The organism is Leclercia sp. LSNIH3 (assembly GCF_002935105.1).
GTDB classification, from domain to species: Bacteria; Pseudomonadota; Gammaproteobacteria; order Enterobacterales; family Enterobacteriaceae; genus Enterobacter; species Enterobacter adecarboxylatus.
This window is the reverse complement of record NZ_CP026387.1, coordinates 3720630-3737686: the sequence shown is the minus strand read 5'-3', so window position 1 is coordinate 3737686 and position 17057 is coordinate 3720630. Positions and strand designations below refer to the sequence as shown.

General features: G+C 55.2%; 14 protein-coding genes. 8 read left to right on the top strand and 6 right to left on the bottom strand.

Going from position 1 to position 17057, the window contains the following annotated elements:
- A complete protein-coding gene (locus C3F35_RS18155) occupies positions 1-570 on the top strand; it encodes a glycine cleavage system transcriptional repressor (protein WP_032613050.1) in 570 nt (189 codons plus the stop codon).
- Positions 570-1040, top strand: a complete 471-nt coding sequence (bcp, locus tag C3F35_RS18150) for a thioredoxin-dependent thiol peroxidase (RefSeq protein WP_032613052.1) — start codon at positions 570-572, stop codon at positions 1038-1040. Before C3F35_RS18155 ends, bcp begins: the two co-directional genes overlap by 1 nt.
- A gap of 133 nt (positions 1041-1173) precedes the next feature.
- On the opposite strand, the gene C3F35_RS18145 is transcribed toward bcp, so the two are convergent.
- A complete protein-coding gene (locus tag C3F35_RS18145; protein ID WP_032613054.1) occupies positions 1174-2235 on the bottom strand; it encodes an AI-2E family transporter in 1062 nt (353 codons plus the stop codon).
- Between the two features lie 222 nt (positions 2236-2457).
- Between C3F35_RS18145 and bepA the strand changes: the two genes are divergently transcribed.
- Both bepA and arsC read left to right on the top strand, forming a co-directional pair.
- Positions 2458-3921 (top strand): beta-barrel assembly-enhancing protease, encoded by a 1464-nt coding sequence (bepA, locus tag C3F35_RS18140; protein ID WP_032613057.1) that lies wholly within the window; start codon positions 2458-2460, stop codon positions 3919-3921.
- A 10-nt stretch (positions 3922-3931) separates the two neighbouring features.
- Entirely contained in the window at positions 3932-4291 is a 360-nt protein-coding gene (gene arsC / locus C3F35_RS18135; protein WP_077226707.1) for an arsenate reductase (glutaredoxin), read from the top strand.
- A 35-nt stretch (positions 4292-4326) separates the two neighbouring features.
- Here arsC and C3F35_RS18130 read toward each other — a convergent pair whose 3' ends face one another.
- From C3F35_RS18130 to C3F35_RS18115, 4 genes are all read right to left on the bottom strand, one after another.
- Positions 4327-5028, bottom strand: coding sequence for a DnaA inactivator Hda (locus tag C3F35_RS18130; protein WP_071886429.1), 702 nt, complete (start codon positions 5026-5028; stop codon positions 4327-4329).
- 95 nt (positions 5029-5123) lie between these two features.
- Positions 5124-6413: a uracil permease gene (gene uraA / locus C3F35_RS18125; RefSeq protein WP_032613064.1), complete on the bottom strand. Its 1290-nt coding sequence runs from the start codon at positions 6411-6413 to the stop codon at positions 5124-5126.
- A gap of 94 nt (positions 6414-6507) precedes the next feature.
- The gene (gene upp, locus C3F35_RS18120; RefSeq protein ID WP_032613066.1) at positions 6508-7134 is read right to left on the bottom strand and encodes a uracil phosphoribosyltransferase; all 627 of its coding nucleotides are present in this window, start codon (positions 7132-7134) and stop codon (positions 6508-6510) included.
- A 216-nt stretch (positions 7135-7350) separates the two neighbouring features.
- Positions 7351-8781, bottom strand: coding sequence for a 6-phospho-beta-glucosidase (locus tag C3F35_RS18115; RefSeq protein WP_103793038.1), 1431 nt, complete (start codon positions 8779-8781; stop codon positions 7351-7353).
- 279 nt (positions 8782-9060) lie between these two features.
- Between C3F35_RS18115 and purM the strand changes: the two genes are divergently transcribed.
- The 4 genes from purM to ppx all read left to right on the top strand — a co-directional run bounded on the left by purM (position 9061) and on the right by ppx (position 14561).
- Positions 9061-10098 carry a phosphoribosylformylglycinamidine cyclo-ligase gene (gene purM, locus C3F35_RS18110; protein WP_059307417.1) on the top strand — a complete coding sequence of 346 codons (1038 nt, stop codon included), beginning with the start codon at positions 9061-9063 and terminating at the stop codon, positions 10096-10098.
- The gene (purN, locus tag C3F35_RS18105) at positions 10095-10736 is read left to right on the top strand and encodes a phosphoribosylglycinamide formyltransferase (protein ID WP_032613068.1); all 642 of its coding nucleotides are present in this window, start codon (positions 10095-10097) and stop codon (positions 10734-10736) included. The genes purM and purN overlap by 4 nt, the downstream gene beginning before the upstream one ends.
- Before the next feature lie 219 nt (positions 10737-10955).
- The gene (ppk1, locus tag C3F35_RS18100; protein WP_032613069.1) at positions 10956-13016 is read left to right on the top strand and encodes a polyphosphate kinase 1; all 2061 of its coding nucleotides are present in this window, start codon (positions 10956-10958) and stop codon (positions 13014-13016) included.
- A gap of 3 nt (positions 13017-13019) precedes the next feature.
- Positions 13020-14561, top strand: coding sequence for an exopolyphosphatase (ppx, locus tag C3F35_RS18095; RefSeq protein ID WP_032613070.1), 1542 nt, complete (start codon positions 13020-13022; stop codon positions 14559-14561).
- A gap of 7 nt (positions 14562-14568) precedes the next feature.
- Here ppx and C3F35_RS18090 read toward each other — a convergent pair whose 3' ends face one another.
- On the bottom strand, positions 14569-16809 hold the full coding sequence (locus C3F35_RS18090) for a sensor domain-containing phosphodiesterase (RefSeq protein ID WP_103793039.1): 2241 nt from the start codon (positions 16807-16809) through the stop codon (positions 14569-14571).
- Positions 16810-17057 lie beyond the last annotated feature (248 nt).

The window sequence follows — 17057 nt, the reverse complement described above, 5'->3', positions numbered from 1 at the left end:
TTGACAACCTCATCACAACATTACCTGGTTATCACTGCGCTGGGTGCCGACAGGCCGGGGATCGTGAATACCATCACTCGCCACGTCAGTAGCTGCGGCTGCAACATTGAAGATAGCCGCCTGGCGATGCTGGGAGAAGAGTTTACCTTCATCATGCTCCTGTCCGGGTCATGGAATGCCATCACCTTAATTGAATCGACTCTGCCGTTAAAAGGCGCAGAGCTGGATCTGCTGATCGTGATGAAGCGTACCACCGCACGCCCGCAGCCGGCCCTGCCGGCAACCGTCTGGGTCCAGGTGGAAGTGACTGACTCCCCGCACTTAATCGAACGCTTTACCGCCCTGTTTGATAGCCATCAGATGAACATTGCCGAGCTGGTGTCCCGTACCCAGCCGGGTGAAGGCGACACTATCCCTAAACTGTTTATCCAGATCACCGCGCACAGCCCGGCATCTCAGGATGCCTCAAATATCGAGCAAGCATTCAAAGCCCTCTGTACAGAATTAAATGCGCAAGGCAGTATAAACGTCGTCAATTATTCCCAGCATGAACAAGACGGAGTTGAGTAATGAATCCACTGAAAGCCGGTGACATCGCACCGAAATTTAGCCTGCCCGATCAAGACGGCGAGCAAGTAAATTTAACCGACTTCCAGGGACAGCGTGTTCTGGTCTACTTCTACCCGAAAGCCATGACGCCTGGCTGTACCGTACAAGCCTGCGGTCTGCGCGACAACATGGACGAGTTGAAGAGCGCAGGCGTCGAAGTGCTGGGTATCAGTACCGATAAGCCTGAAAAGCTGTCTCGTTTTGCCGAAAAAGAGCTGCTGAACTTTACGCTGTTGTCCGACGAAGACCATCAGGTCTGCGGTGCGTTTGGTGTCTGGGGTGAGAAATCCTTTATGGGCAAAACCTACGACGGTATCCACCGCATCAGTTTCCTGATCGATGCTGAGGGTAAAGTTGAACATGTCTTTGACGACTTCAAAACCAGCAATCACCACGACGTGGTATTGAACTGGGTGAAAGAGAACGCCTGAGGATAAATGCAAAACGGCAACCTGGGTTGCCGTTTTTAGTGTTTGCTTCCTCTCTTTTTGAGAGAGGATAGAGGGAAGGCATCAACCCGCGCAGCCCGTACAATCGCTAGCGCCGCCGGGCATCAACACCAGGCTACTCCTCTACCGCTGGAACATCCGGCCAGGCATGTACCACCGCTTTAATCAGCGTTGCCAATGGGATGGCAAAGAACACTCCCCAGAACCCCCATAGCCCACCAAAAATCACCACCGACAGGATAATGACGATCGGGTGCAGGTTCACCGCTTCCGAGAACAGCACCGGCACCAGCAGGTTACCGTCCAGCCCCTGAATAATCAGATAGACAACGAAACAGCTCCAGAACTCGGTGCCCAGCCCAAACTGGAACAGCGCCACGCACACCACCGGAATAGTCACCACAAAGGCCCCGATATAGGGGATCAGCACCGAGAAGCCCACCAGCACCGCCAGCAGCAGCGAATAGTTCAGGCCGAAGATGAAGAAACCAATCCAGGTGGCCACGCCGACGACGATCATCTCCAGCACTTTGCCGCGGATGTAGTTAGTGATCTGCTGGTTCATCTCCTTCCACACCTGCCCTGCCAGGCCACGGTTACGCGGCAGCACGCGGCGCACCGCGTTAAGCATCTGCTCTTTGTCTTTGACCAGGAAGAAGACCATTAGCGGCACCAGCACCAGGTAGACCGCCAGCGTCAGCAGGCCCACCAGCGACGCGAGGGAGAATTTCACCACCGTATCCCCCATCGTCATGATACGGGTACGCATGTTTTCAGCCATCGCATCAATAATGCCCGCATCCATCAGGGCCGGATAACGGCGCGGCAGGGTGGCGGCAAAATCAGAGAGTTTGCTGAGCATGCCGGGCATATCGCGAATCAGGTAGATCCCCTGCTGCCAGGCGATCGGCAGCACCACAAAGGACATCACCAGCAGAATACCGACAAAAAAGACCAGCACAATAATGCTGGCCCAGCGGCGGGAGCAGCCGATGTTTTCCAGCCGTACCGTCGGCCACTCCAGCAAATAGGCGAGGACAATCGCGACGAGCAGCGGGGCCAGCAGCCCGCTAAAGAAGAAGAGAATGCCAAATCCGGCAACCAGAATAACCAGCAAAGCAATGGCCTCGGGATCGCTAAAGCGCCGACGGTACCACTGCATTAATAACTCGAGCATGCAACCCTTCCCTGAAGATGTTGGCTGGACGTAAAAGGTGAATTGTATCGGAGAGTCAATGAAAAGACTTTCGCTTTTTCTTGCTCCGTCACAAAACGCAAAAGCCTGAAAAGAGGGATTTTCTTATCGCCCTGACGCGGCTACACTCCCAGAGCAGCCGCAGGTGAACGATATGCGGGTTATTCGGTCAAATTAGCACACCCACCAGACAGGACAGAGGTTATGTTCAGGCAGTTGAAAAAAACGTTGGTTGCGACGCTCATTGCTGCGCTGACCGCCGGTCAGATGATGCCCGCGTTCGCTGACTCTGCAGAATCATTGCCAGACATGGGCACCTCGGCAGGCAGCACGCTCTCCATTGGCCAGGAGCTGCAAATGGGCGACTACTATGTGCGCCAGCTGCGCGGCAGTGCGCCACTGATTAACGATCCGCTGCTGGTGCAGTACATCAATTCACTGGGGATGCGGCTGGTCTCCCATGCGGATTCGGTGAAAACCCCTTTCCACTTCTATTTAATCAATAACGATGAGATCAACGCCTTCGCCTTCTTCGGCGGCAATGTGGTGTTGCACTCGGCGTTATTCCGCTACGCCGACAATGAAAGCCAACTGGCCTCGGTAATGGCGCACGAAATTTCACACGTTACCCAGCGCCATCTGGCGCGGGCGATGGAAGATCAGAAGCGCAGCGCCCCGCTCACCTGGGTGGGCGCGCTGGGTTCTATTCTGCTGGCGATGGCTAGCCCACAGGCGGGCATGGCGGCGCTGACCGGTACGCTGGCAGGAACGCGTCAGGGGATGATCAGCTTTACCCAGCAGAATGAACAAGAAGCCGACCGCATCGGTATTCAGGTGCTGCAACGCTCCGGGTTCGATCCGCAGGCGATGCCGGGCTTCCTCGAAAAATTACTGGATCAGGCGCGCTACTCCTCACGTCCACCGGAAATTTTGCTGACCCACCCCCTGCCGGAGAGCCGTCTGTCGGACGCCCGTAACCGCGCCAACCAGATGCGTCCGGTAGTGGTGCAGTCCTCGGAAGATTTCTACATGGCGAAGGTCAGAAGCCTCGGTATGTACAATTCCGGGCGCAACCAGCTGACCAACGATCTGCTGGATGCGCTGGCGAAAGGCAATGTGCGTGAACAGCGTGCGGCCCAGTATGGCCGGGCATTGCAGGCGATGGAGGCTAGCAACTATGATGAGGCCCGCAAAAATCTTCAGCCACTGCTGACCGCAGAGGCCAACAATGCCTGGTATCTCGATATGGCGACCGACATCGATTTAGGGCAGAAAAAAGCCCAGGATGCGATCAACCGTCTGAAAGGTGCCCGGGACTTGCGCACCAATCCAGTGCTGCAACTCAACCTGGCGAATGCTTACTTACAGGGTGGACAGCCGCAGCAAGCCGCGACGCTCCTCAACCGCTACACCTTCAGTAATAAAGATGATCCTAACGGCTGGGATCTGCTGGCCCAGGCGGAAGGTGCCCTTGGCCATCGCGATCAAGAGCTGGCAGCACGCGCCGAAGGCTATGCCCTGGCCGGGCGTCTGGACCAGGCCATCTCCCTGCTGAGCAGCGCCAGCTCGCAGGTGAAACTCGGTAGCCTGCAACAGGCCCGTTACGATGCCCGCATCGATCAGTTGCGCCAGCTGCAGCAGCGCTACCGCCCGTATGAAAAGATGTAAAGGAGAAAAGATGTCAGACGCGGTCACTATCTACCATAACCCCCGCTGCTCAAAGAGCCGCGAAACCCTGGCCCTGCTGCAATCGAACGGCATTGAGCCGCAAGTGGTGCTCTATCTGGACACGCCCCCGGATACCGACACCCTTCGCACACTGTTAAGCCAGCTGGGAATGCGCAGCGCCAGAGAGTTAATGCGCCAGAAAGAGGAGCTTTACAAAACGTTGGGGCTGGCTGACAGCGCGCTCAGTGAAGAGGCATTACTACAGGCGATGGTGGATAATCCGAAGCTGATCGAGCGCCCAATTGTGGTGGCAAACGGCAAAGCGCGCATTGGCCGCCCACCTGAACAGGTGCTGGAGATTGTGCAGTAAACATGGAACAGCCCGGCAGCCTGTGCGCGCCGGGCCTACAGATTGAGGATATCTTTCACAAAGGGAATGGTGAGCTTCCGCTGGGCGGTGATGGAAGCCTTGTCCAGCTGATCGAGCGTCATAAACAGGGTACGCATCTCGCGATCCAGCCGCTTCAACAGAAAACGCCCCACGTCTTCCGGCAGTTCAAAGCCCCGCAACCGCGCCCGCAGCTGCAAAGCCTGCAGTTTATCTTCATCCGAGAGCGGCTGTAATTTGTAGATTTGCCCCCAGTCGAGACGCGAGGCCAGATCGGCAAGCCCGAGATTTAGCTGTCGCGGTGGACGATCGCCGGTGATCAGCAGCCGGGTTTTCCCGGACTCCAGAATGCGGTTATAGAGATCAAAAATCGCCATTTCCCACAGCTCATCCCCCGCCACGCATTCGATATTGTCGATGCAGACCAGCGACAGCTGTTCCATTCCGTCGAGCACTTCTGGCACGAACCAGGTGCGTTTATCCAGCGGCACATAGCCGACCGCATCCCCGCGCTGCGAGAGTTCGGCGCAAGCTGCATGCAGCAGATGGCTGCGCCCCGCGCCTTCGCGTGACCAGATATAGATGTAACCGCTGTGCTCCTGGCGCAACACGTTTTGCAGTGCAGCCAGTAAAGAGGGGTTATCACCCGGCCAGAAACTCGCGAAAGTTTCGTCGTCGGGAAGATAAAGTGGCAAAGAGAGCTGTGCCGGTGCGTTCAGAAATACCTCAACCAGGTCTTACTCGGAATCGGCCCAGAGTTTAACACGGAACAAGCGGGGAGAGAACCGGGCGGATCGGCCGCCCGGTTAGACGATCAATGAGAGACTTTTTCTGTCTCTTCCGCGTCCAGAACCACTTCTTCCGGGCGCAGAATGGAGATCACTTTGAAGATCAGGGCGAGGCCGATACCCACAATGGTCGCCAGCGCCATGCCTTTCAGCTCCGCTGCACCAATGTGAACCTTGGCTCCGCTGACGCCAATAATCAGGATCACGGAGGTCAGGATCAGGTTCTGCGCTTTGCTGTAATCGACTTTAGACTCGATCAGAACGCGGATACCGGAAGCACCGATTACCCCGTACAGCAGCAGCGAAACACCGCCCATTACCGGCACCGGGATGATCTGGATCGCCGCCGCCAGTTTACCCACGCAGGAGAGCAGAATGGCAATAATTGCCGCGCCGCCGATAACCCAGGTGCTGTAAACGCGAGTAATGGCCATGACGCCGATATTCTCACCGTAGGTGGTGTTTGGCGTGGAGCCGAAAAAACCGGAGATAATGGTCGAGAAGCCGTTGGCAAACATTGAACGATGCAGACCCGGGTCGCGGATCAGGTCGCGCTTGACGATGTTCGCCGTGACCACCAGGTGACCGACGTGCTCGGCAATAACCACCAGCGCCGCCGGCAGGATGGTGAAGATGGCAAACCACTCAAAACGCGGGGTATAGAAGGTTGGCAGAGCAAACCAGTGAGCCTGCGCGATTGGCGTCGTATCGACCACGCCCATGGCGAAGGAGAGCGCATAGCCCGCCAGCACGCCAATCAGGATCGGGATAATCGCCATAAAGCCACGGAACAGCACCGAGCCAAAGACCGTCACGCCCAGGGTGACCAGCGAGATGATAATGGTTTTGGTATCCGGCGACTGACCGTCGGCAGGCAGCAGGCCCGCCATGTTTGCCGCCACACCGGCTAACTCAAGCCCGATGACGGCAACGATTGCGCCCATTGCCGCAGGCGGGAACATCACATCCAGCCAGCCCGTACCGGCTTTTTTCACAATGAAAGCAACGAGGCAGAACAGCACGCCGCACATAATGAAACCGCCCAGCGCCACTTCATAGCCTAAAGGCAACAGCAACAGTACCGGCGAGATAAAGGCAAAGCTCGAACCCAGATAGGCCGGGATTTTACCTTTACAGATGAAGAGGTACAGCAGCGTTCCGATGCCGTTAAACAACAGCACGGTGGCCGGGTTAATGTGGAACAGGATTGGCACCAGCACGGTTGCGCCAAACATCGCAAACAGGTGCTGCAAACTAAGCGGGATTGTCTGTAAAAGTGGCGGTCTTTCACTCACCCCGATAGCACGGCGCGTCATAGTGTTTTCCTCAAGTGTTGTTTGCTTTTAACGGTTGGTTTTTTTATTCAAAAAAAAGCCGACTATCAAAGTCGGCTTCTTTTTCGTTTATCACTTACTTAGTACCAAAAATCTTATCACCGGCATCGCCGAGGCCCGGGATGATGTACCCGTGCTCGTTCAGACCCTGATCAACAGACGCAGTGTACAGCTCCACGTCCGGGTGCGCTTTTTCCAGCGCGGCAATCCCTTCCGGTGCGGCAACCAGTACCAGCACCTTGATGCTGCTGCAGCCCGCGTTTTTCAGCAGATCGATAGTGGCGATCATCGAACCACCGGTGGCCAGCATTGGGTCAACGACCAGCGCCATACGCTCGTCGATGTTGGAAACCAGCTTCTGGAAATACGGCACTGGCTCCAGCGTTTCTTCGTTACGGTAGATACCGACCACGCTGATACGCGCGCTCGGGACGTGCTCCAGCACGCCTTCCATCATGCCCAGACCCGCACGCAGGATTGGCACAACGGTAATTTTTTTGCCTTTGATCTGCTCAACCTGTACTGGGCCGTTCCAGCCTTCAATGGTCACCGTTTCGGTTTCCAGATCGGAGGTTGCTTCATAAGTCAGTAAGCTGCCAACTTCAGAAGCCAGTTCACGAAAGCGCTTAGTGCTGATGTCATGCTCACGCATCAGGCCCAGCTTGTGTTTAACGAGTGGGTGTTTCACTTCCACAATCTTCATTCTCTTTCTCCTTCGGGTGGCAGCCACAAAAAAAATCGCCGGATTATACCGCTTTTTTCAGACTGCGCCATACCCATCTTGCTTGACCGGGATCAACCAAAGTGAATAACAGGCTGCAGAGAGTATAAAAGAGACAAAAAAAACCGGAGGGGGATCTCCGGCCTTTATGCGGGGTTTCGCCGGGTGGCGCTGCGCTTACCCGGCCATGTCACAGAGCTACAGCGTCTCGCCGTTGCTGGCGATCACCTTCTGATACCAGGCAAAGGATTTTTTCTTACTGCGATTCAGCGTGCCGTTGCCTTCGTTGTCTTTATCGACATAGATAAAGCCATAGCGTTTTTTCATTTCGCCGGTACCGGCAGAGACCAGATCGATACAGCCCCACGGGGTGTAGCCCATCAGCTCCACGCCATCCTCCACTACCGCTTTTTTCATCTCGCGGATATGGGCGCTGAGATAGTCGATGCGGTACTGGTCGTTCACCGTGCCGTCGCTCTCCAGCACATCGATAGCGCCAAAACCATTCTCGACGATAAACAGCGGCAGCTGGTAGTGATCCCAGAACCAGTTCAGGGAGTAGCGCAGCCCCACCGGGTCAATCTGCCAGCCCCAGTCCGATTTCTGTACGTAGGGGTTGGAGACCAGGCTTTTGCTCTCGTCGTAATCCAGTTGCGGGTTATCCGCCGTCGCTTTGGTGGCAAACGACATGTAATAGCTGAAGCCGATGTAATCCACGCAGCCCTGTTTCAGCGCCGCTTTATCCTCTTCGGTGATATCCAGCTCAAAACCACGACGGGCAAAGTAGTTCAGCAGATGCTGTGGATAGGCACCGCGCACGTGTACGTCGGTGAACCAGTAGCGGCGGTGCATGGCATTCATCGCCATCATCATGTCGTCCGGGGCGCAGGTCAACGGGTAGATAGGACACATAGCAATCATGCAGCCAATCCGCAGGGACGGGTTGATGTCACGTCCGGCTTTTACCGCCAGCGCGCTGGCCACCAGCTCATAGTGCGCCGCCTGGAACATCACCGGCTCGCGATCTTCGCCCGGCTGGTATTTCAGGCCGGAATTGGTGAAGGGTGCGAAGTCTTCGTGGAAGTTGGCCTGGTTGTTAATCTCGTTGAAGGTCATCCAGTACTTCACTTTGTGCTGATAACGTTCAAATACCACGCTGGCAAAGCGCACAAAGAAGTCGATCAGTTTGCGGTTGCGCCAGCCGCCATATTCGCTCACCAGGTGATACGGCATTTCGAAGTGCGAGAGGGTAATAACCGGCTCGATGCCGTGCTTCAGGCACTCATCAAACAGATCGTCATAAAACTGCAGGCCTGCCTCGTTGGGCTGCTGTTCGTCACCTTTGGGGAAAATACGTGTCCAGGCAATGGAGGTGCGGAAGCATTTAAAGCCCAGTTCCGCGAACAGTTGGATATCTTCTTTATAACGGTGATAGAAATCGATGGCTTCATGATTGGGGTAGTTTTTGCCCGGCAGCACCCCGTCGGTAATTTCGCGCGGGACGCCATGTGCGCCTGCGGTCATCACATCTGCGACGCTTGGGCCCTTCCCGCCCTCTTGCCAGCCGCCTTCAAGTTGATGCGCCGCCACAGCGCCGCCCCACAGAAAACCCTCTTTGAATCCTGACATGCGATATCCCTCATTCAGCGTTAATTTTCGGCAAAAAAGAGTACAGAAACCGGTTTCAGTGAAATGATGTGCATTCAGCGAAGGGGTTGCAAGAAGAAGAATGTACCCGGTTTCATTTTCGTGAACGGGTTCAAGTTTGCGTAGCGAATCGCGATTTTTGCTGCATTTTCAGGGACCCGTTTTTCTGTTGCAGAATAGGCTCGCAAACGTTTGCCTGGACTGTTAGAATTGCGCCGATTTTTCTTACAATCGCAATGCAATCGCGTGGGGACTTGAGCCGTGACCAACAAAACTTCTCTCAGCTACAAAGATGCCGGTGTAGATATTGACGCAGGTAATGCGCTGGTTGACCGTATCAAAGGGGTAGTTAAAAAAACCCGCCGCCCGGAAGTAATGGGTGGGCTGGGAGGATTCGGCGCCCTGTGCGCGCTGCCGCAAAAATACCGTGAACCGGTTCTGGTCTCGGGCACCGACGGCGTAGGCACCAAGCTGCGTCTGGCGATGGATCTGAAACGCCACGACACCATCGGTGTTGATCTGGTTGCCATGTGTGTTAACGACCTGGTGGTTCAGGGTGCTGAGCCGCTGTTCTTCCTCGACTACTACGCGACCGGCAAGCTGGACGTGGACACCGCAGCCAGCGTGATCAGCGGTATCGCTGAAGGCTGCCTGCAGTCTGGCTGTGCGCTGGTTGGCGGTGAAACCGCTGAAATGCCGGGGATGTATCACGGCGAAGATTACGACGTAGCCGGTTTCTGCGTGGGCGTTGTCGAGAAGTCCGAGATCATTGACGGCAGCAAAGTGACCGACGGCGATGTGCTGATTGCCCTGGGTTCCAGCGGCCCACACTCCAACGGTTACTCGCTGGTGCGTAAAATTGTCGAAGTCAGCGGCTGCGACCCGCTGACGACCGAACTGGAAGGCAAACCGCTGGCCGATCACCTGCTGGAACCTACCCGTATCTACGTGAAATCCATCCTGGAACTGATCGCGAACGTGGACGTTCACGCTATCGCCCACCTGACCGGCGGCGGCTTCTGGGAAAACATCCCACGCGTATTGCCGGACAACACCCAGGCCGTGATCGACGAATCCTCCTGGCAGTGGCCAGCGGTGTTCAACTGGCTGCAGGATGCCGGTAACGTTAGCGACCACGAAATGTATCGCACCTTCAACTGCGGCGTGGGGATGTTGATCGCCCTGCCAGCCAGCGAAGTGGACAATGCCCTGGCGCTGCTGCAGGCGAAAGGTGAAAACGCGTGGAAAATCGGTATCATCAAGGCTTCTGATGCCGAACAGCGTGTGGTCATTGAATGAAAAATATAGTGGTGCTCATTTCCGGTAACGGAAGTAATTTGCAGGCTATCATCGATGCCTGCAAACAGAAGAAAATCAACGGCACCCTCCGCGCAGTATTCAGTAACAAGGCCGATGCGTTCGGCCTTGAGCGCGCCCGCGAAGCGGGCATTGCCGCGCATGCGCTCAGCGCTTCCCAGTTTGCCAGCCGCGAAGCCTTTGACCGCGAACTGGTGCAGGAGATCGACGCCTACGCCCCGGATGTGGTGGTGCTGGCGGGCTATATGCGGATCCTCAGCCCGGCGTTTGTAGCCCACTATGCCGGACGTCTGCTGAACATCCACCCTTCCCTGCTGCCAAAATATCCTGGCCTGAATACTCATCGTCAGGTGCTGGAGAATGGCGACGCGGAGCACGGCACCTCGGTTCACTTTGTCACTGACGAACTGGACGGCGGCCCGGTGATCCTGCAGGCGAAAGTGCCGGTGTTTGAAGGCGACAGCGAAGAGGATGTTACCGCCCGGGTTCAGGCCCAGGAGCACGCCATCTACCCGCTGGTGGTGAGCTGGTTTGTGGATGGCCGCCTGGCGATGCGCGACGGCACCGCCTGGCTGGATGGCTCGCCGCTACCTCCACAAGGCCATGCGGCCGAAGAGTAATCTTTTGTCGGGTAGGCTTTGCTTACCCGGTCTCTCTGAATATAGGTCCGCGCAAACAAAGCGCCGACGGGCAATGCCGCCAACCCTCTATTATTCTTCAAGAAAAAATTTAACTGTCATACTTTTCTGACACAGTTGGACATATAGTGGAAATGCTCGCCATAATAAAGGCGAGACGGATTTACCACGTCCTGTGATTGAACTGGAGTGTGAGTAGTAATGGGTCAGGAAAAGTTATACATCGAGAAAGAGTTAAGCTGGTTAGCATTCAACGAGCGCGTGCTTCAGGAAGCAGCGGATAAAAGTAACCCGCTGATTGAGCGCATGCGTTTTCTGGGGATTTACTCAAACAACCTGGACGAGTTCTACAAAGTTCGCTTTGCTGAACTGAAACGCCGAATCATCATTAGCGAAGAGCAGGGTTTAAACTCGAATTCGCGTCATCTGCTTGGCAAGATCCAGTCCCGAGTGCTAAAAGCCGATCAGGAATTTGACAGTCTGTATAACGAATTGCTGCTGGAGATGGCACGCAATCAAATCTTCCTGATCAATGAGCGACAGCTTTCGGTCAACCAGCAGAGCTGGCTACGCCACTATTTCAAACAGTATCTGCGCCAGCACATCACCCCCATTCTGATTAACCGTGAAACCGATCTGGTGCAGTTCCTGAAGGATGACTACACCTATCTGGCGGTAGAAATTATCCGCGGCGACAGCATTCGCTATGCGCTGCTGGAGATCCCGTCAGATAAGGTGCCGCGCTTCGTCAATCTGCCGCCGGAAACGCCGCGTCGTCGCAAGCCGATGATCCTGCTGGATAACATCCTGCGCTACTGTCTGGACGACATCTTTAAAGGCTTCTTCGATTACGACGCGCTGAACGCCTATTCCATGAAGATGACCCGTGACGCCGAGTACGACCTGGTGCACGAGATGGAAGCCAGCCTGATGGAGCTGATGTCCTCCAGCCTTAAGCAACGTCTAACCGCCGAGCCGGTGCGCTTTGTGTATCAGCGTGATATGCCGGACGCGATGGTCGAGATGCTGCGTGAAAAGCTGACCATCTCCCGCTACGACTCCATCGTGCCGGGCGGTCGCTATCACAACTTTAAAGACTTTATCGGCTTCCCGAACGTCGGCAAAGCCAACCTGGTGAACAAGCCGCTGCCGCGCCTGCGCCATATTTGGTTCGATAAGTTCCGCAACGGCTTCGATGCCATTCGCGAGCGCGACGTCCTGCTCTACTATCCGTACCACACCTTTGAACATGTGCTGGAGCTGATGCGTCAGGCATCGTTCGATCCCAACGTGCTGGCGATCAAAATCAACATCTACCGCGTGGCGAAAGACTCCCGCATTATCGATGCGATGATTCATGCCGCCCATAACGGGAAGAAAGTCACCGTGGTGGTAGAGTTGCAGGCACGCTTCGATGAAGAGGCCAACATTCACTGGGCGCGCCGTCTGACCGAAGCGGGCGTACACGTGATCTTCTCGGCCCCGGGGCTGAAGATCCACGCCAAGCTGTTCCTCATCTCCCGTAAAGAGGGGGATGATGTCGTGCGTTATGCCCACATCGGTACCGGCAACTTTAACGAGAAGACGGCGCGAATTTACACCGACTACTCGCTGCTCACCGCCGATGCGCGCATCACCAACGAGGTGCGCCGGGTCTTTAACTTCATTGAGAACCCGTATCGTCCGGTCAGCTTCGACTACCTGCTGGTATCGCCGCAAAACTCTCGTCGCCTGCTGTATGATATGATCGACAAAGAGATTGCTAATGCCCAGAACGGCCTGCCGGCTGGCATTACGCTGAAGCTCAACAACCTCGTCGATAAAGGGCTGGTGGATCGTCTGTATGCAGCGTCCAGTTCCGGGGTTCAGGTCAATCTGCTGATCCGCGGTATGTGCTCCCTGATCCCCGATCTGGAAGGCATCAGCGAAAATATTCGCGTCATGAGCATCGTTGACCGCTATCTTGAACACGATCGCATCTATATTTTTGAGAACGGTGGCGATAAACGCGTTTACCTCTCTTCCGCAGACTGGATGACGCGCAACATCGATTATCGAATCGAAGTGGCGGCACCGCTGCTGGACCCGCGATTGAAGCAACAAATTCTTGATATCATCGATTTATTGTTAAGCGATACTGTAAAAGCACGTTATATCGATAAAGAACTGAGCAACCGCTATGTGCCGCGCGGCAATCGCCGTAAAGTACGGGCACAGCTGGCGATTTACGACTATATCAAATCACTCGAGCAACCCGATTAACCTATGCCGATAAACGATAAGACCCCACGACCGCAGGAATTTGCTGCAGTCGACCTTGGTTCTAACAGCTTCCACATGGTCATTGCCCGTGAGGTTGATGGCGCAATGCAGATCATCGGTCGGCTGAAACAGCGCGTTCACCTGGCGGATGGCCTGGATGCTAACAATATGCTCAGCGAAGAGGCCATGGAGCGCGGGCTAAACTGCCTGTCGCTGTTTGCTGAACGTCTGCAGGGTTTCACCCCGTCGAGCGTTTGCATTGTTGGAACCCACACTCTTCGTCAGGCCTCGAACGCCACGGAATTTTTAAAGCGTGCGGAGCAGGTGATCCCCTACCCTATCGAGATCATTTCAGGCAATGAAGAAGCCCGACTGATTTTCATGGGTGTGGAACATACTCAGCCCGAAAAAGGCCGCAAGCTGGTGATCGATATCGGCGGTGGCTCTACCGAGCTGGTGATTGGCGAAAACTTTGAGCCGCATCTGGTCGAAAGCCGCCGGATGGGCTGCGTCAGTTTTGCCCAACTCTATTTCCCGGGCGGGATCATTACCCGGGAAAACTTCCAGCGTGCGCGCATGGCCGCGGTTCAAAAGCTGGAGACGCTTGCCTGGCAATATCGACTCCAGGGCTGGAACGTGGCGCTCGGCGCTTCAGGTACGATCAAAGCCGCACATGAAGTGCTGGTGGAGATGGGCGAAAAAGACGGTTTTATCACCCCGGAGCGTCTGTCGATGCTGATGGAAGAGGTGGTCAAGCATAAGAGCTTTGAGGCGCTGAGCCTGCCTGGGCTATCTGAAGAGCGCAAAGCGGTCTTTGTACCGGGTCTGGCCATCCTGTGCGGCGTGTTCGATGCGCTGGCCATCCGTGAGCTACGCCTGTCTGACGGCGCACTGCGCGAAGGCGTGCTGTATGAGATGGAAGGTCGGTTCCGTCACCAGGATATTCGCAGCCGTACCGCGCAGAGCCTGGCGAATCAGTACAACATCGATCGCGAGCAGGCGAAGCGGGTGCTGGAAACCACCACTCATATGTATGAACAGTGGGAAACCCAGAACCCGAAACTGGCGCATCCGCAGCTGGCGGCTCTGCTTAAGTGGGCGGCGATGCTGCATGAAGTCGGGCTGAACATCAATCACAGCGGGATGCATCGCCACTCGGCCTACATTCTGCAAAACAGCGATCTGCCTGGCTTTAACCAGGAGCAGCAGACCATGATGGCTTCGCTGGTACGCTATCATCGCAAAGCCGTTAAGCTGGACGAATTGCCACGCTTTACGCTGTTCAAGAAAAAACAGTTCCTGCCGCTGATCCAGCTGTTACGTCTGGGCGTGCTGCTCAACAACCAGCGCCAGGCGACAACCACGCCGCCGACGCTGACGCTCACCACGGACGATAACCACTGGACGTTAAGCTTCCCGCACGACTGGTTTAGCCAGAACGCACTGGTGCTGCTGGATCTGGAAAGAGAGCAGCAGTACTGGAGCGCCGTTACCGGCTGGTGCCTGAAAATTGAAGAAGAGCACTCTCCGAACGTCGCCGCGTAATCTCCTGTCAGGCGCTCTTCATGAGCGCCTGTTTCGACAGTAACGTCTCCAGCCGTACGGGCTTACCGATTAAATAACCCTGGAAGTAATCAATCCCCAGCGCCTCCGCGGCGCAACGGATCTCTTCGCTCTCGACATACTCCGCCACCACCAGCATTTTCTTCATCCGCGCCAGATGGCAAATCGAAGCCACAATCTGATAATCCAGGCTATTGCTGACAATATTGCGGATAAAGCTGCCGTCGATTTTAAGGATATCGGCATCCACATTTTTTAAGCGGGCGTAACTGGCGTAGCCGGTGCCAAAATCATCAATAGCAATCCGGCATCCCATCTGTTGCAAATGATTCATCGTCTGCATGGCCAGCCCGGCGTTGCAAAAACTGCTGCTCTCGGTGATCTCAAAAATAAGCTGCCAGCTCTCAATGCCATAGGTTTGCAGCAGGCGGCCCACCTCAAGGGGCAGTTGTGCCCGGCAAACGGATGACGGCGACAGATTAATGGCAAATCGCTGACCCGGCAGGCTCTCCCGGTTATCGGCCATAAACTGCAGCGTCTTCTCCACCACCAGCATATCGATACGCGAAGAGAGGCCAAACTCCTGCGCGACGGGCAGGAATACATCGGGCGATATTAGCTCCGCGTCATCATTTTGCAGCCGGAGCAGCACCTCGTGATAGTCATCCCCACGGATCCCCTGTACGGGCTGTGCCAGCAGGGTAAATTGATCTTTTTCCAGCGCGCGTTGCAGGCGACTCATCATCGCGACTTTGTCTTTCAGGCCACGTTGCAGATTTATGGCGCCCCGCTGCTCCAGGTTTTCGGGGTGATTGGTTGCCAGGGAGAGATCTGCAATGGTGCCCAGCTCACCCAGCAGAAGATAAAGGTGCACCACCGGGGAACGCACGTAGCAATAGCTGATTCCCACCTGCGGCTGGAGCGGCATCCCGTCCCAGAGAAAGCGGAAACGCTTGATATGCAAATCCAGCTCGTCAATACGGGACTGATAAGACTCGGTATTCAGCCGTAATACCAGATCGTGCCCGGACAACTGATACACGCACTCATCCGGCTGCAGACAGCCGTTAATCCACGCGGCCAGTTTCTGTTTGTACTGGATACGGAGTAATAAGCCGTAGTTGCGCCCCAACATCTCCAGTTCCGGCATGCGCAGGAAGCAGAGCACCGACCAGGGTTTTTTCCCCAGGGCGCGAGTGAGCGCCCGCAGGTTGGGCATGTGTACCACCGGGTCGAGAAATGCCAGCCGTCTGGCGCGGTTATTAATCGTCCGCTGACGCGTCGCCAGCATCGCCATGTAAACCACCACAAAGGTAAAGACCAGATAGCTGGAGGTGGTGATGGTGAGCTGAATGTCATAGCCCTGCGACTGGGGAATATAGCTGTCAAAAAAGTGAATAGAGACAATCAGCACCGGGGTCCAGATGAGGGACATCAGCTTATAACCGAAGCGCATCGATCCCCATAGCATTACCGGCATCAGCAGCGACAGGGTGTAATTGGTACTAAAGATGGTGCTGTTTTCGGTGATGGGCCAGAGGAGCAAGGCCAGCAGCGCGCTGGTTGCCGCTGTCCAGATAACCACTTCCATTACCGTGACTTTACCGTCGATTTGGCCCTTAATCTGCGACATCAGGCTTCGCAGGTAGCGGGGATGACGGAGGGTGCGGATGATGAAATAACTGAAAGGCACGCCCGTCAGGCAGCCAACGAGCAGGGCCTGATAGTTAATCAGCGAACGAATCCCGGAGGGGCTGAGATTTACCAGGTCAAACCGCGTCTCATAGACGCCAAGGTAGATGGCGAACTGAAACAACAGCAGAAAAATCGTGGCCGGACAAAACATTTGCCAGAACAATCGCTGCCCCATCAGCCGTGCGTCGCCATAGGCGACCCTGTTACGGCGGGGGGCGAAGACCCGATATCCGCCCCAACTGAGGGTTATCGGAATCATGAAATGGCCAATAGCCATGGCAGTTTCGTACCCGCCTATCGAGGGGTAATAGCGAACAAAGAGTGCAATCACTATGCCCGGCACAGCCGCCATGCCATAAAACAGCATCAGCGACAGTAAGAATGCCAGCGGCATGTAATAAAGCACGACCGGGTTTCCGTTAATCTGGGCGTAGGTGGTGGCAAGACGCGCAACAGGCAGCAGCACGATCGGCAAGATCAACGGCAGTGCCCACCAGCGGTCTTTGTATGTTTTGTATAAGGAGAAAATAGTCATAGATGCCATAGTTAACCCGCTCATCCAGGGGCAGTTCAGACAGGCATCCAACCTGACGACATAGTCGTGCGGGCAAATAACACTTACACGAAGGAGCAAAGATTTTAGTAAGCCAGGGCAAGCAAGATTTGACTTAAATCAAAGATATTATTACCAGAAAAAAATATTCACATTTTTTAACGCTACTTTTGTGTGATTTATCAATGGCGTAAATAAAGTAATTATTATACATAACAACAAGTGAATTA

Excerpts from the sequence above, each read along its gene's own strand:
- C3F35_RS18090 (WP_103793039.1), bottom strand. The coding sequence starts at position 16,809 with ATGACTATTTTCTCCTTATACAAAACATACAAAGACCGCTGGTGGGCA.
- C3F35_RS18115 (WP_103793038.1), bottom strand. The coding sequence starts at position 8,781 with ATGTCAGGATTCAAAGAGGGTTTTCTGTGGGGCGGCGCTGTGGCGGCG.
- bepA (WP_032613057.1), top strand. The coding sequence starts at position 2,458 with ATGTTCAGGCAGTTGAAAAAAACGTTGGTTGCGACGCTCATTGCTGCG.
- upp (WP_032613066.1), bottom strand. The coding sequence starts at position 7,134 with ATGAAGATTGTGGAAGTGAAACACCCACTCGTTAAACACAAGCTGGGC.
- arsC (WP_077226707.1), top strand. The coding sequence starts at position 3,932 with ATGTCAGACGCGGTCACTATCTACCATAACCCCCGCTGCTCAAAGAGC.
- bcp (WP_032613052.1), top strand. The coding sequence starts at position 570 with ATGAATCCACTGAAAGCCGGTGACATCGCACCGAAATTTAGCCTGCCC.
- purN (WP_032613068.1), top strand. The coding sequence starts at position 10,095 with ATGAAAAATATAGTGGTGCTCATTTCCGGTAACGGAAGTAATTTGCAG.
- ppk1 (WP_032613069.1), top strand. The coding sequence starts at position 10,956 with ATGGGTCAGGAAAAGTTATACATCGAGAAAGAGTTAAGCTGGTTAGCA.
- C3F35_RS18145 (WP_032613054.1), bottom strand. The coding sequence starts at position 2,235 with ATGCTCGAGTTATTAATGCAGTGGTACCGTCGGCGCTTTAGCGATCCC.
- uraA (WP_032613064.1), bottom strand. The coding sequence starts at position 6,413 with ATGACGCGCCGTGCTATCGGGGTGAGTGAAAGACCGCCACTTTTACAG.
- ppx (WP_032613070.1), top strand. The coding sequence starts at position 13,020 with ATGCCGATAAACGATAAGACCCCACGACCGCAGGAATTTGCTGCAGTC.